This window comes from Kribbella lupini (genome assembly GCF_039529595.1).
Lineage (GTDB): Bacteria > Actinomycetota > Actinomycetes > Propionibacteriales > Kribbellaceae > Kribbella > Kribbella lupini.
The window spans coordinates 406,792-420,380 of sequence record NZ_BAAANC010000004.1; the positions used below are offsets into that span (position 1 = coordinate 406,792).

11 protein-coding genes are annotated in these 13,589 nt (G+C 71.0%); 5 read left to right on the forward strand and 6 right to left on the reverse strand.

Annotation, left to right across the window (positions count from 1 at the left end; translation table 11 throughout):
- Positions 1 to 1,421: 1,421 nt before the first annotated feature.
- Positions 1,422 to 2,297, forward strand: coding sequence for an alpha/beta fold hydrolase (locus ABD235_RS35035; RefSeq protein ID WP_344182107.1), 876 nt, complete (start codon positions 1,422 to 1,424; stop codon positions 2,295 to 2,297).
- On the opposite strand, the gene ABD235_RS35040 is transcribed toward ABD235_RS35035, so the two are convergent.
- The 3 genes from ABD235_RS35040 to ABD235_RS35050 form a co-directional block, all read right to left on the reverse strand.
- Positions 2,275 to 2,883: a DUF4291 domain-containing protein gene (locus ABD235_RS35040; protein WP_344182109.1), complete on the reverse strand. Its 609-nt coding sequence runs from the start codon at positions 2,881 to 2,883 to the stop codon at positions 2,275 to 2,277. The two genes, ABD235_RS35035 and ABD235_RS35040, sit on opposite strands and share 23 nt — an antisense overlap.
- 72 nt (positions 2,884 to 2,955) lie before the next feature.
- Positions 2,956 to 3,171 (reverse strand): helix-turn-helix domain-containing protein, encoded by a 216-nt coding sequence (locus ABD235_RS35045; protein ID WP_012923942.1) that lies wholly within the window; start codon positions 3,169 to 3,171, stop codon positions 2,956 to 2,958.
- 135 nt (positions 3,172 to 3,306) lie between these two features.
- Entirely contained in the window at positions 3,307 to 4,482 is a 1,176-nt protein-coding gene (locus tag ABD235_RS35050; RefSeq protein ID WP_344182111.1) for an acetoin utilization protein AcuC, read from the reverse strand.
- 229 nt (positions 4,483 to 4,711) lie between these two features.
- On the opposite strand from ABD235_RS35050, the gene ABD235_RS35055 reads away from it, so the two are divergent.
- The 4 genes from ABD235_RS35055 (at position 4,712) to ABD235_RS35070 (ending at position 9,550) form a co-directional block, all read left to right on the forward strand.
- Positions 4,712 to 5,368 carry a DUF4097 family beta strand repeat-containing protein gene (locus ABD235_RS35055; RefSeq protein ID WP_344182113.1) on the forward strand — a complete coding sequence of 219 codons (657 nt, stop codon included), beginning with the start codon at positions 4,712 to 4,714 and terminating at the stop codon, positions 5,366 to 5,368.
- 21 nt (positions 5,369 to 5,389) lie between these two features.
- Entirely contained in the window at positions 5,390 to 7,516 is a 2,127-nt protein-coding gene (locus ABD235_RS35060) for a S9 family peptidase (RefSeq protein ID WP_344182115.1), read from the forward strand.
- A gap of 180 nt (positions 7,517 to 7,696) precedes the next feature.
- On the forward strand, positions 7,697 to 8,677 hold the full coding sequence (gene trpS, locus ABD235_RS35065; RefSeq protein ID WP_344182117.1) for a tryptophan--tRNA ligase: 981 nt from the start codon (positions 7,697 to 7,699) through the stop codon (positions 8,675 to 8,677).
- A gap of 129 nt (positions 8,678 to 8,806) precedes the next feature.
- Entirely contained in the window at positions 8,807 to 9,550 is a 744-nt protein-coding gene (locus ABD235_RS35070) for an endonuclease/exonuclease/phosphatase family protein (RefSeq protein ID WP_344182119.1), read from the forward strand.
- Here ABD235_RS35070 and ABD235_RS35075 read toward each other — a convergent pair.
- The 3 genes from ABD235_RS35075 to ABD235_RS35085 are packed head-to-tail and all read right to left on the reverse strand — an operon-like array spanning position 9,540 to position 13,580.
- Positions 9,540 to 10,442, reverse strand: a complete 903-nt coding sequence (locus tag ABD235_RS35075; RefSeq protein WP_344182121.1) for a TIGR03560 family F420-dependent LLM class oxidoreductase — start codon at positions 10,440 to 10,442, stop codon at positions 9,540 to 9,542. The two genes, ABD235_RS35070 and ABD235_RS35075, sit on opposite strands and share 11 nt — an antisense overlap.
- A gap of 10 nt (positions 10,443 to 10,452) precedes the next feature.
- A complete protein-coding gene (locus ABD235_RS35080; RefSeq protein WP_344182123.1) occupies positions 10,453 to 12,855 on the reverse strand; it encodes a glycoside hydrolase family 65 protein in 2,403 nt (800 codons plus the stop codon).
- Positions 12,852 to 13,580, reverse strand: a complete 729-nt coding sequence (locus ABD235_RS35085) for an HAD family hydrolase (RefSeq protein WP_344182125.1) — start codon at positions 13,578 to 13,580, stop codon at positions 12,852 to 12,854. Before ABD235_RS35085 ends, ABD235_RS35080 begins: the two co-directional genes overlap by 4 nt.
- Positions 13,581 to 13,589 lie beyond the last annotated feature (9 nt).

The following is a 13,589-nucleotide window of genomic DNA, read 5'->3' on the forward strand; positions in this document are numbered from 1 at the left end:
GCCCCGCCCCCAAGCTCACGCAGCGGTGAGCGGCCCGTAGCGTCCGAACAATCGCGCAACGTCCGAAAAAGCCGAGGCTATAGCGCACCCTTCTTCGGACCCATGCAACTTCTTCGGACGCAAGAGCGTCAGGTGGACGCGACGCCACGCGCAACTGCAGGTGCTGCTCACGGGCGAGCAGTTGCACGCCGAACTTCGGTGCGGGTGCGTGGCAGCGGACGCGGCGAGGCCGCGGGCGGCGGCGGGCGGAGCTGGCGGCGCGAGGACCGCCGCCGAGCAGAGCGGGGAGCAGGCACCGGTTGGGACCTACAGCAAGAGCTGGGTCGGCTGCTGGGCGGACGCGAGGCAAGCGCGGCACGGGCGCGAGCGGTAGCGGTAGCGGGGCCTAGCGCGCGGCGGCGGGCGGAGCACGCGGGCGGGCGGCGGGGCGGCCCAGCACAGCCCATGGCGCGGACGCCGAGCGCAGCACGCCGCGGCGGCGGCGAACAGAGCACGTGTGCCGGCGGGCGGCTGGCGGAGCACGCGGGCGGCTGATGGCTGGCGGCTGGCGGCACAGCCCGTGGCGGCGGAGCGGCACACGCGTGGCACCGGGCGCAGGACGCGCGGCAGTGGGCACCGAGCACAGCAGGTGTGGCGGAGGACGCCGGGGCGGAGCACGCGTGGCGGCGGGCACCGGGCGCAGGACCCGCGGCAGTGGGCACCGAGCACAGCAGGTGTGGCGGAGGACGCCGGGGCGGAGCACGCGTGGCGGCGGGTGGTGGGCGCAGCACGTGTGCGGCGAGGCGCGGGGGCCGGTGCGGCGCGGCGCGGCGGGAGACGGCGGGCGCGGAAGCACAGCGGGAGGCGGCGGGGAGGCAGCAGGCCAGCCCGTGCGCACGGGGTGTCGCCAACGGCGCGAACCCGGACGCTCCGCCGGTGGGCGTCAGGCGGAACGCGTGTGACGTGGGCGCCGGGCGGAGCAGGCGGGCGGCGGGCGGCGAGCACAGCCGGAGGCGCGGGAGGAAAGCGCAGGCGCCGGGCGGAGCACTGCGCGGCGACGGGCCGGGGCGGTCCGCGTGTGACGGCGGGCGCCGGGGCGCGGGCGGGGCACGTGTGACGGCGGGCGGGGGCGGCGCACGTGTCACGGCGGGCACCGGGGCGGGGGCGGCGCACGTGTCACGGCGGGCGCCGGGGCGCGGGCGGCGCACGTGTGACGGCGGGCGCCGGGGCGCGGGCGGGGCACGTGTGACGGCAGGCAGGCGGGGGCCGGGGCGGGGCGGGGCGGGGCGAGCACGCGCCGCGTGAAGCGCGCGGTGGGGCGCCGGGCTCGGAGCACCGGCCCGGGCTCAGCGCGGGAGAGCCGGCATGGGCGGTGTGCTCATTGGTTGCTCATTCGGGGGCGGCAGGCTTTTGGCGTACTGGTGATTTGTGACGGGAGTCTGATGAGCGGGATCGAAGGGTTCGAGTATCGGCGGGTCGGCGTGGCCGACGGGGTGGCGCTGAAGGTGGCGGTGGGTGGGGTGGGGAGCCCGGTTGTGTTGTTGCACGGGTTTCCGGAGACGCATCTGATGTGGCGGCATGTGGCTGTGGAGCTGGCGGGTGAGCACACGGTGATCTGTCCGGATCTGCGGGGGTACGGGGACAGCGACAAGCCGGTGGAGGACGGCGAGGACACCTACTCCAAGCGGACGATGGCGGCTGATGTCGTTGCGGTGGCCAAGGCGTTGGGGCATGAGCGGTTCGCGTTGGTGGGGCATGACCGGGGCGCGCTGGTGGCGTTTCGGGCGGCGATGGATCACCCGGACGTGGTGACGCACCTGGCGAGCCTGGACGTGTTGCCGACGTTGGACATGTGGTCGGTGATGCAGGGGACATCGGCCGCGGTGGGGTTCCACCTGTACCTGATGGCTCAGCCGCCTGGGTTGGCGGAGACGATGATCGCGGCGAGCTCGGACGCGTTCTTCGGGTACTTCCTGGATCTGTGGGTGAAGGACCCGGCGGCGATCCCGGCAGACATTCGTACGGCGTACTTGGATGCCTGCCGCGCGGCGGTGCCGTCGATCGTGGCGGACTACCGGGCGAGCGCGGGCATCGACGTACGGCACGACCAAGCAGATCTGGAGGCCGGGCGGAAGCTGGCGATGCCGGTGTCGGTCGTACAGCAGGACTGGGGCAGCGCGCTCGGGTTCGACGCCGCCGAGCGGTGGCGTGCCTGGGCGCCGGATCTCGTGCACAGCACGACGACCAGCGGCCACTTCATGGCCGAGGAGTCACCCCAGGAGATCACCGACGTGATCAGGAATCTGCTGAAGCGCTGACCGCGAGCGCCGCCTCGGGCGGGAGCGGGTACGGGCGCTCGAGCGGGAGCATCGCCTGTGCGGTCTCCAGCTCGCCCGCCCGTACGGCGGCGTGGACGCGCTTGGCCAGTTCGGTCACGTCGGTGAGCCCGACGATCCACTCGTTGACGTAGGAGTGCACCGCGGACCCGCTCAAGCCGATCTGGATCGAGCGGTGCTCGAGACGCTCGAGCTGCAGCGAGCGCTCCGGGTCCCACTGCACGCGCACCGAAGTCCGCCGTACGCCGGCCGCCCACTCCTCCTGGCTCGCGTGGACCTTGCGATCGAAGTGACTCAGGTACGACGCCGCCAGCGCCGCGTCGAAGCCCGCGCGGCTGAGCCGGACCGCCAGCACGCGCTCCTGACCGGGCTTGGTCGCCCAGCCGCAGCGGTACATCATCCACAGGAACGACGGCTTGATCCAGGTCATCCGGTCCGGCTTGAACGGCGGTACGAACCGGCCGGCCGCCAGCGCCGGATCCGCGATCTCGGGGGCGTAGGCCTGGTAGACGGTCAGGCTGGTCTCGTCGAAGTCCGCGCGGACCTGCCGCTTCGGGATGTCGGGCACCTCGGCAGCCTAGGGCAGGGCAAGGCGCAGCGGCCGGTCCGTTGAGGATTCCGGCCGCTGTGCTTCTCGTAGTTATCCGGCCTGGAAGAAGGCGCCCTTGAGGTAGTCGTGCACCGCGTCCTCCGACACCCGGAACGACCGACCCACCCGCACCGCGGGCAGCTCGCCGGAGTGCACCAACCGGTACACCGTCATCTTGGACACGCGCATGGCCGTGGCGACTTCAGCCACGGTCAGGAACTTCACCTCGGCGAGCGGCTGCTCACCACCGGACTTCTTTGATGCCATAACGCACCGCACTTCCAGCACGGATCGTGCGCCGGCTTCCCCTCCGGCACCTCCGCCCGTGCATGAACCGAGCGTAGTGGCTGATGGTACGAATGGGAAAGAGGGTGTCTGGTGTGACTGACTCCAGCGCTCGATTCAGTACGTCGGATCGAGGCCCAGCAGCGGGAACGAGACGTCCCGGGTCGCCTTGATCGAGCGGTCGAGCCAGGTGTCCGGGTTGTACCCGCTGGACCAGGACTCGTACGAGCCGTCGTTGCCGTCGGTCATCCGCGAGGGCGCGATCCGCGCGTACCGGATCTTGACCTCCTCGCGCCACGACTCGGGCACCGCGGTGGTCGGCTCGATCGGCTTCCCGGCGACGATCGCCAGCAGGTGCGTCCAGGCGCGCGGGACGACCTCGATGATCGCGTAGCCACCGCCGCCGGTCGCGACCCACTTGCCCTCGCACACCTCGTGCGCCAGGTCGTGCAGTGCCGCGTACGCCGCGCGCTGCCCGTCGACGGTCTTCGTCAGATGGGCGAGCGGGTCCTCGACGTGGGAGTCGCAGCCGTGCTGGGTCACCAGGACGTCGGGCCCGAAGGCCTTCACGACGTCCGGGACGATCGCGTGGAACGCCCGCAGCCAACCGGCGTCGCCCGTCCCCGGCGGCAGCGGGATGTTGACCGCCGTCCCCTCGGCGCCCGGCCCGCCGGTCTCCCCCGCCGTACCGGTCCCCGGGAACAGCGTGGTGGGCGACTCGTGCAGGCTGACGGTGAGGACGCGCGGGTCGTCGTAGAAGACCGCCTGGACGCCGTCGCCGTGGTGCACGTCCACGTCGACGTACGCGACCTTGCGGGCGCCGTGGTCGAGCAGCCACTGGATCGCGATCGCCGGGTCGTTGTAGACGCAGAAGCCACTCGCCTGCGAACGCATCGCGTGGTGCAGCCCGCCGGCGATGTTCGCGGCGTGCAGGACCTCGCCCTCCCAGACCGCGCGCGCGGCCTCGACGGAGGCGCCGACGACGTGCGCCGAGGCGGCGTGCATGCCCGGGAAGCAGTAGGTGTCGTCGGTGCCGAGCCCGTGCCGCAGATCCGGTACGTCGGGATCCTGCCCGGCGCGCTTCACCGCGGCGATGTAGTCCGGCGTGTGCACGGTCCGCAGCAGTTCGTCGGACGCGGTCGGCGCGGGGACCACCTTCAGCTGGTCCAGCACCCCGAGGGCGCGCGCCAGCTTGACGGTCAGGTCGACCCGCACCGGGCTCATCGGATGCCCGTGCCCGAAGTCGTACGCCGTCAGCTCCTCGTCGAAGACCAGCATCGCCTCACCACTCATGCCAAGACCTTAGCCCCGGTCCGGCGAACACGCCCGCCGGTGCGTCCACTTCCAACCCAAAGCAACGCTCATCGCTGTCTATGTTGCGTTAGATTCACAGCCGTTGCAACGAAAACAGGCACCTGACCTGCACAAATGCCTCGCATGGTCGACAGTGTTGTTGCAGGATTGATGAACGCAACGTAGCGTTTCACCTATCAGAAACGACATCACGAACGAAGGAAACCTCATGCAGAAGTTCGGCACCAGCACCCCGATCACCGCCGTCGTCGACATCCCGGCCGGCCGGATCCAGCTCATCGCCGCCGACCGCGCCGACGCCACCGTCGAGGTCCTCCCGGCCGACCCCTCGAAGAGCCGCGACGTCAAGGTCGCCGAGCAGACCACGGTCGAGTACGCCGACGGCGTGCTGCGGATCGTCGCCGCGGCGAAGAACCAGGTCCTCGGCAGCTCCGGCTCCATCGAGGTCACCGTCCAGCTCCCGACCGGTTCGCAGGTCGAGGCGAAGGCGGCCGGCGCCGAGTTCCGCGCCGTCGGCCGGTTCGGCGACGTCTCCTTCGACGGCGCGCAGGGCGAGATCAAGGTCGACGAGGCCGCGAGCGTCCGCTTCGCCACCAAGGCCGGCAACGTCTCGGTCGGTCGGCTCAACGGGTCAGGCGAGATCACCACCCTGCAGGGCGACCTCACGATCGACGAGGCGGTCAGCGGCACCGTCGTCCTGTCCACCCAGTCCGGCAACATCTCGGTCGGCTCCGCGGCCTCGGCCGCCCTGGACGCCGGCACCACTGTCGGCCGGGTCCAGAACTCGCTGAAGAACAGCGGCGAGACCGACCTGACCATCAAGGCCACCACCGTCCAGGGCGACATCACCGCCCACAGCCTCTGAACGACAAGGACACCTCAGCAGATGACCAGCACGCAGGACTACCAAGCGGCGGAGCGGTTGCTCCGCCGCCCGGCCCGGCCCGGCGAACTCGTGGTGGGCGACAAGGTCAGGCCGCAGTGGATCGACGGTGGTGCCCGGTTCTGGTACGCCGTGAACACCGGCACCGAGCACCGGCTGGTGCTGGTCGACCCCGCCGCGGGGACCCGCGAGACCATCACCGAGCCGCCCGCGCCCACCGCGCCGGGCAGCCCGTCCGCCAACCCGCTCGACGTACCGTCGCCCGACGGCAAGTTCGCGGTCTCCCGCCGGGGCCACGACCTGTGGGCGGTCTCGGCCGACAGCGAGTCGGCCCTGACCACCGACGGCGAGGCCGACCACCAGTACGGCGCCGGCCCGTCGTCCACCGCCAACCCGACGCTGCTGCGCAAGCTCGGCATTCCGTACCTGCCGCCCGCGGTGGCTTGGTCGCCCGACTCGACGAAGGTCCTCACCCATCGGACCGACGAGCGCGACGTGCGCCAGACCCATCTCCTGGAAGCCCGGCCCGCCGACGGCGGCGCTCCGGCGATCCACACCCAGCGCTTCCCGTACGCCGGTGACGAGCACCTGCCGCTGGCCGAGCTGGTCGTCCTGAATGTTGGTGACGGCAACGTCGTACGGGCTCAGGCCGAGCCGCTGCTGACGCCGGTGATGTCACCGGTCACGGCCCAGTGGGCCTGGTGGGCTCCGGACGGCTCGGCGGTCTACTACCTCAGCCGGCCGCGCGACCTGCGCACCCTGACGCTGCACCGCATGGACGCCGACACCGGCGAAGTCACCACCGTCCTCAGCGAGTCCGGCGACACCCGGGTCGAGCCCAACCAGTTCATGACCGAAGCGCCGATCGTCAAGACGCTGGCCGACGAGGTCCTCTGGTACTCGCAGCGCGACGGCTGGGGCCACCTCTACCGGTACGACGTCCACACCGGCGAACTCCTCGGCCAGGTCACCGAAGGCGAGTGGGCCGTGCGGCAGATCCTGCACGTCGACGAGACCGAGCGCGTCGTGTACTTCACCGCGTCCGGCCTGGTCGACGACGACCCGTACCGGCGTACGGTCTGCCGGGTCGGCCTGGACGGTTCCGGCTTCGCCAAGCTCACCGACGACGACCAGGATCACATCGTCACGGTCTCGGAGAACCAGCAGTACTTCGTCGACGCCGCCTCCACGGTCGAGACCGCACCGGTGATCAGCGTGCGGGACTGGACCGGCCGGGTGCTGGTCGAGCTCGAGCGCGCCGACATCAGCAAGCTCGTCGCGACCGGCTGGACGGCGCCGGAGCGGTTCCGCGTGAAGGCCGCCGACGGTGAGACGGACCTGTACGGCGTGCTGTACCGGCCGCACGGGTTCGCGTCCGACCAGCGCTACCCGATCGTAGACACGCTCTATCCCGGGCCGCAGGTCACCCGGGTCGCGCCGTGCTTCGACCCCGGCGGCATGGGACTCGACGCGGAACCCCTGGCCGCCCTGGGCTTCGTCGTGGTCGCCCTGGACGGGCGCGGCAGTCCTGGACGGAGCAAGTCGTTCCACGACGCGTCGTACGGGCACCTCGGCGACGCCGGCTCCCTGGACGACCACGTCGCGGCGCTGCGGCAGCTGGCTGCGACCCGGCCATGGATGGATCTCGACCGGGTGGGCGCGTTCGGCCACTCCGGTGGCGGGTTCGCGGCGGCGCGGGCGATGCTCGATCACCCGGCGACGTACAAGGTCGGGGTCGCACTGTCCGGCTCGCACGATCCGCACTTCTTCAACGCGGGTTTCACCGAGGCCTACGACGGCGCGGGCAACCCCGAGGCCTGGAACCGCTCGTCGAACGTGCAGCGCGCGGACCGGCTGGAGGGCAAGTTGCTGCTGGTCCACGGCGAGCTGGACGACCAGGTCCACCCGGACCACACGCTGCGGCTGGCCGACCGGCTGATCGCGGCCAACAAGGACTTCGAGCTGCTCGTCGTACCGGGTGCCGAGCACTCGTTCCTCGACTGCCTGGCGTACGTCCGCGGCCGCTGCTGGGACTTCCTGGTCCGCGAGCTGATGGGCACGCCGCCGCCCGGCTACCGCCCCGAGCCGATCGTCATCGGCCCGGAACTGTTGGCCGAGATGTTCGCCTGATCTATGCTGTGCGAGTGAACCAGCTGACCTTGCAGCAGTGGTGGGCCGTCTGAGGGCGGACCCGCAGCGTTCACACGCATCCAGAGGCCGCCTCGCCGAGGCGGCCTCTTCTTTTTTCACAGCAGAGTGTTTGCCCTCGGACGGGGTGGTCTCGCCCCGACAGAAGAGGACGAACACGAGATGACTTCGGTATCCGGCATCATGCCGACCGGCCGGCTGACCCTGGGCAACCACCTGGGCGCGCTGCGCCGCTTCACGGACCCGCACGGGTTCTACTTCGTCGCGAACCTGCACGCGATGACCATGCGGCACGTGCCGCGACGACTCGCCGAGCTCACCCGCGAGACCGCGACGCTGATGCTCGCGGCCGGGTCGCCCGAGGGCACCGTCTTCGTGCAGTCGGAGGTGCCGGCGCACGTGCAGCTCGGGTACCTGCTCGAGTGCACGTCGTACGTCGGGGAGCTGTCGCGGATGATCCAGTACAAGGAGAAGGGTCGCGACAAACCGATGACCCGGGTGTCGCTGTTCACCTATCCGTGCCTGATGGCGGCCGACATCCTGCTCTACGGCACGGACCGGGTGCCGGTCGGTGACGACCAGGACCAGCACGTGGAGCTGGCCCGCGACGTGGCGATCCGGTTCAACCGCGAGTACGGCGAGACGTTCGTCGTCCCGGAACTGGCCAAGGCGGCGTACGCGACCCGGATCAAGGACCTGCAGACGCCGACCGCCAAGATGAGCAAGTCCGACGTGGACGACGCGATCGGCACCATCCGGCTGCTCGACCCGCCGGACGTGATCCGCCGGCAGGTGATGAAGGCGGTGACGGACTCCGAGAACGTCGTCCGGTACGACCCGTCGGGCAAGCCCGGAGTGACCAACCTGCTGGAGATCCTGGCCGCGTGCACCGACGGGGACCCCGAAGAGCTTGCCAAGGGCTACCAAGGCTACGGCGAGCTGAAGACCGACGTCGCCGACGCGGTGCTGAGTGTCATCGAACCGCTGCAGCGCCAGTACGCCGTACTGGCGTCGGATCCGGCGACGGTCGACGCGATGCTGGCCGCCGGGCGGGACCGGGCGATCGAGGCGAGCGCGCCGTTGTTGCGTTCGGCAACGACTGCGATGGGCCTGGGCACCGGAAGGGTGGCGGCCGTGGTTTGAAGCGGGGGCCCGGCGAAGGCGCCGGAGCCCGCGGAGGGCGGGGCCCCGACCCCGCGGAGGGCGGGTCCGGGAGCGCCGGGAGGGCGGGGGCCGGGGCCGCCCGCCCTCCCCGGATGGTTGGATCGAGGGGTGAGTGTGCAGCTGCGGGTGGCGACGTTCAACATCCGGAACTCCTCGGCGCCGGACGGCGACGACTCCTGGCCGCTCCGCCGGGAGGCGACGGCCGCGGCGATCACGGAGCTCGCGGCCGACGTGGTCGGGTTGCAGGAGGTCCTGCCCGATCAGCTCGACGACCTGCGGGAGCGCTTCGACGGGTGGGAGATCGTCGGCGCCGGGCGGGACGACGGGGTGTCGGCGGGTGAGCACTCGGTGGTGATGGTGCGGCCTGGTGCGTGGACGATCGCGTCGTACGCGACGCGCTGGTTGTCGCCGACGCCGGAGACGGTGGGGTCTGTCGGGTGGGACGCCGATCTGACCCGGATCGCGACGCTGGTCGATCTGAAGCACAGCGACGGGCAGCGCATCGGCGTACTGAACACGCACTACGACCACCTGGGAGAGATCGCCCGGCTCGAGTCGTCCCGCCTGCTCGACCAGTGGGCCACTCCCGATCAGCCGTGGATCCTGATGGGCGACCTCAACGCCGAGCCGGGCTCACCGCCGCTCAAGGTGCTCACCGACGCGGGCTGGACCGATGCGCTGCCGACCGAGGCCGGCGGGACGTTCCACGACTTCACCGGCGAGGCCGACGAACGCATCGACCACATCCTGGTCAAGCGCCTCGAGGTGGTGGAGGCGTCCGTCGCGCGGTACCGGCCAGGTGGTCGCCTGCCGAGCGACCACTGGCCGGTCGTGGCAACGCTCAGAGCTTGACCAGGACCTCTTCGCGCAGTCGTTCCAGAGCGTCGAAGCGCTGGTTGCCGGAGCCGTAGAAGGAGTCGGGGATCAGCAGCTCGTCGATGCCGGCGTCGGGATACTGCGCCAGCGTGTCGAGCACGTAATCAGCGGTGCCGATGATCGTCGGGCGGCCGGCGGCGATCAGGCTGTCGCGGCGCGCCTCGGCCTCGGTGTCGCCGGGGTCGATGACCTGGATCATCGCCTGGGTCGACCGCCGGACGGTCGCCGGGTCGCGGCCGATCTTCTCGCAGTGCGACCGGAAGACCTCTCCCTTGTGGCGGGCCACCTCGGGCAGACCCCAGTGGTTCCACTCGTCGGCGTACCGGGCGACGATGCGCAGCGCGACCTTCTCGCCGGAGGCGCCGATCAGCAGGGGAAGGTGCGCGGGCTTGGGCTCCAAAGGCGCACCCGCGAGCTGGTAGTACTGGCCGTCGAAGCTGAAGCGGTCCTCGGTGAGCAGCCCGCGGAACACCTGGCAGGCTTCCTCAAACCGCGCCAGCAGCTCCTTCACCGGCGGCAGGTCGATCCCGTACACCTCGTGCTCGTTGACCTGCCAGCCCGCGCCGACGCCCAGCACGAACCGGCCGCCGCTCAGCTGGTCGACCGTCGCGGCCCAGTTCGCCACGACGGCCGGGTGCCGGTAGGTGTTGCCGAGCACCATCGACCCGATCCGGACCCGCTCGGTCCGCGCCGCCAGGCCGGCGAGCAGCGCCAGCGCCTCGTTCACCGGGATCGAGAGGTCGTCGCCGTTCTGCATGAAGTGGTCGGCGATCCAGACACTGTGCCAGCCGGTCCGCTCGGCGTACTCCGCACCTTCGAGAATCTCCGGCCAGGTCCGCGACGCGGCCGGCCACAGGGAAAAGTCCATATGCCCGACTCTATGCCTCGCCGGCGATGTGCTTCTCGCGGTTCTCCTTCGGGTGCTTGGTGACGGCGGACATCGGCTCCCGGCCGACCGGCTGCGGCGGCCGGGGCAGCAGCGGCTTGCGCTTCCTCAGCGGCTTGGTCACCGGTTGCTCATCGGTCACGTGGACCTCTTCGCCCGCGTGCAGGAAGGTGATCTGCGCGCCGGGACCGTCGTGGACGGCGTACGTGACCTGGTGGTGCTGGACCTCGACCCGCAGCCGCACCCCACGCCAGCGGACCCGGAAGACCAGCCCGTCCAGCCCGTCCGGCAGGGCCGGGTCGAAGCTCACCTGGCCGTTTCGCTCACGCAGTCCGCCGAAGCCCGCGACGAGCGCCATCCACGCACCGGCCAGCGACGCCATGTGCAGCCCGTCGCCGGTGTTGTGGTGGAGATCGAGCAGGTCGATCAGCGCCGCCTCGTACGCGTAGTCGTAGGCCAGGTCGAGATGCCCGACCTCGGCCGCCGCGACCGCCTGGACGCAGGCCGACAGCGACGAGTCCCGCACCGTCAGCCGCTCGTAGTAGTCGAAGTCGCGGGCCTTCTCCTCGGCCGTGAACGACTCACCGCACCAGTACGTCGCGAGCATCAGGTCGGCCTGCTTGACCACCTGCTTGCGGTACAGCTCGAAGTACGGCGCGTGCAGGAGCAGCGGGTACTTGTCCTTGTAGGCCTCGAAGTCCCACTCGGCGTATCCGGTGAAGCCTTCGGACTGCGGGTGCACGCCGAGCTTCTCGTCGTACGGGACGTAGACCGAGTTGGCCGCGTCCCGCCAGGCGGCCTCCTCCTCGGAGTCGACCTTCAGCGCGCGGGCCTTGGCCGGGTACTTGGCCGCGAACGTCGCCGCGGAGCGCAGGTTCCGGGCCGCCATCAGGTTGGTGAACACGTTGTCGTCGGCAACAGCGCTGTACTCGTCCGGGCCGGTCACGCCGGGCAGGTGCCACCGGCCGTCGCGGTCGTGGTGCCCGAGCGAGATCCACAGCCGGGCGGTCTCCACCAGCAGCTCGACGCCGACGTCGGTCATGAACTGCTCGTCCAGCGTGGCGCAGTAGTACCGGGTGACCGCCTCGGCGATGTCGGCGTTCAGGTGGAACGCCGCAGTACCGGCCGGCCAGTAGCCCGAGCACTCCTGCCCGCGAATCGTCCGCCACGGGAACGCCGCACCCTTCAGCCCCAGTACGCCGGCCCGTTCCTTGGCCTGGTCCAGGATCGAGTGCCGCCAGCGCAGCGCGTCGGCGGCGGCGTCCGGCATCGTGTACGTCAGCACCGGCAGCACGAAGCCCTCGGTGTCCCAGAACGTGTGCCCGTCGTACCCGGCGCCGGTCAGCCCCTTCGACGGGATCGCCCGGCGCTCCGCGCGGGCGCCCGCCTGCAGCACGTGGAACAGCGCGAACCGGACCGCCTGCTGCAGTTCCGCGTGGCCGTGCACCTCCACGTCGGCGGCGTCCCAGAAGTCGTCCAGGAACTCCTTCTGCTGCTGCACCAACCCGTCCCAGCCGGTGAACTGCGCGGCGGCCATCGCGGCTGCGACCTGATCGGCGATCGCCGTCTCCGACCGCAGGCTGGACCAGCCGTAGGCGACGTACTTGACCACGCGCAGCTTCTCGCCCGGCTGCAGCTCGCAGATCACCGTGTTGCGGGCCCAGTCCTCGCGGACGTCGAGGTCGACCTTGAACCGCGTCGGGGTGTCGACCTCGTGGGCCATCCCCGAAGCCATCAGCTGCTCGCTCTGCCGCGTGCGGTGGACCAGTACGACGTCCTCCGCGTCGCCGTGCTGGGAGACCGGCTCCAGCGGGTTCTCCAGCGCCGCCGCGACGCGGGGGTCCGCCGACAACCGCGGCTGGGACTCGTTGGCGACGAGCTCGGACTGGACGACGATCCGGGTCGGCTCGTCGACCGCCTCGACGACGTACTCGATCGCGGCGATCGCGCGCTGCGTCAGCGACACCAGGCGGCGCGAACGGACCTTGACCCGCTTGCCGGCCGGTGAGGTCCAGTCGACGTCGCGCTGCAGGATGCCGGTCCGGAAGTCGAGCACCCGCTCGTGGCTGTGCAGGTCGCCGTACCGGACGTCGAACGGCGAGTCGTCGACCAGCAGCCGGATCAGCTTGCCGTTGGTGACGTCGACGAGCGTCTGGCCGGACTCGGGGTAGCCGTAGCCGGCTTCGGCGTACGGGAGCGGGCGGCGCTCGTAGAACGAGTTCAGGTAGGTGCCCGGGATCGCGAACGGCTCGCCCTCGTCGAAGTTGCCGCGCAGGCCGATGTGTCCGTTGGAGAGCGCGAACAGCGACTCGGCTTGGGCCATCCGGTCGAGGTCCAGCCCGGTCTCCCGCAGCGCCCAGGGCTCGACCGGGTGCTCGGCGGCGCGCTCGGTCATCGGTGGTCTCCGTCCAGCAGCTCGGCAAGGTCCTGTACGACGACGCTCGCGCCGTGCTGGCGCAGGGCCTCGGCCTGGCCGACGCGATCGACACCCACGACGTACCCGAAGCCGCCGGCCCTACCCGCCTCGACGCCGGCCAGCGCGTCCTCGAACACGACCGCCTGGGACGCCTCGACGCCGAGCTGGTGGGCGGCGGCGAGGAAGGTGTCGGGCGCGGGCTTGCCGCGGAGTTTGTCGGTGCGGATCGTGACGCCGTCGACGCGCAGCTCGATGTACTGCGCGAGGCCGGTGACCTCGAGGACCTCCTGGGTGTTCGCGCTCGACGAGACCACGGCGCGACGGAGACCGGCCTGCTGCGCGGCCTGCAGGTAGCGGCGGGAGCCCTCGAAGACGCGAACGCCGTCGGTGCGGATCCGGTGCTGGACCGCGTCGTTCTTGCGGTTGCCGAGACCGTTGATCGTGCTCGCCGTCGGGGGATCGTCGGGTGAGCCCTCAGGCAGCGTGATGCCGCGGGAGGCGAGAAAGTCGCGGACGCCGTCGGTCCGCGGCTTGCCGTCGACGTACTGCTCGTAGTCCTCCGCCGTGAACGGGGCGCCACCGCGGTCCCGGAGGAAGGCGTCGAACATCTCCTTCCACGCGGCCATGTGCACCGCCGCCGTGTCGGTCAGCACGCCGTCGAGGTCGAACAGACAGACCGTCACCTGAGGAGGCAGTCCCAGCATCGTGCACCT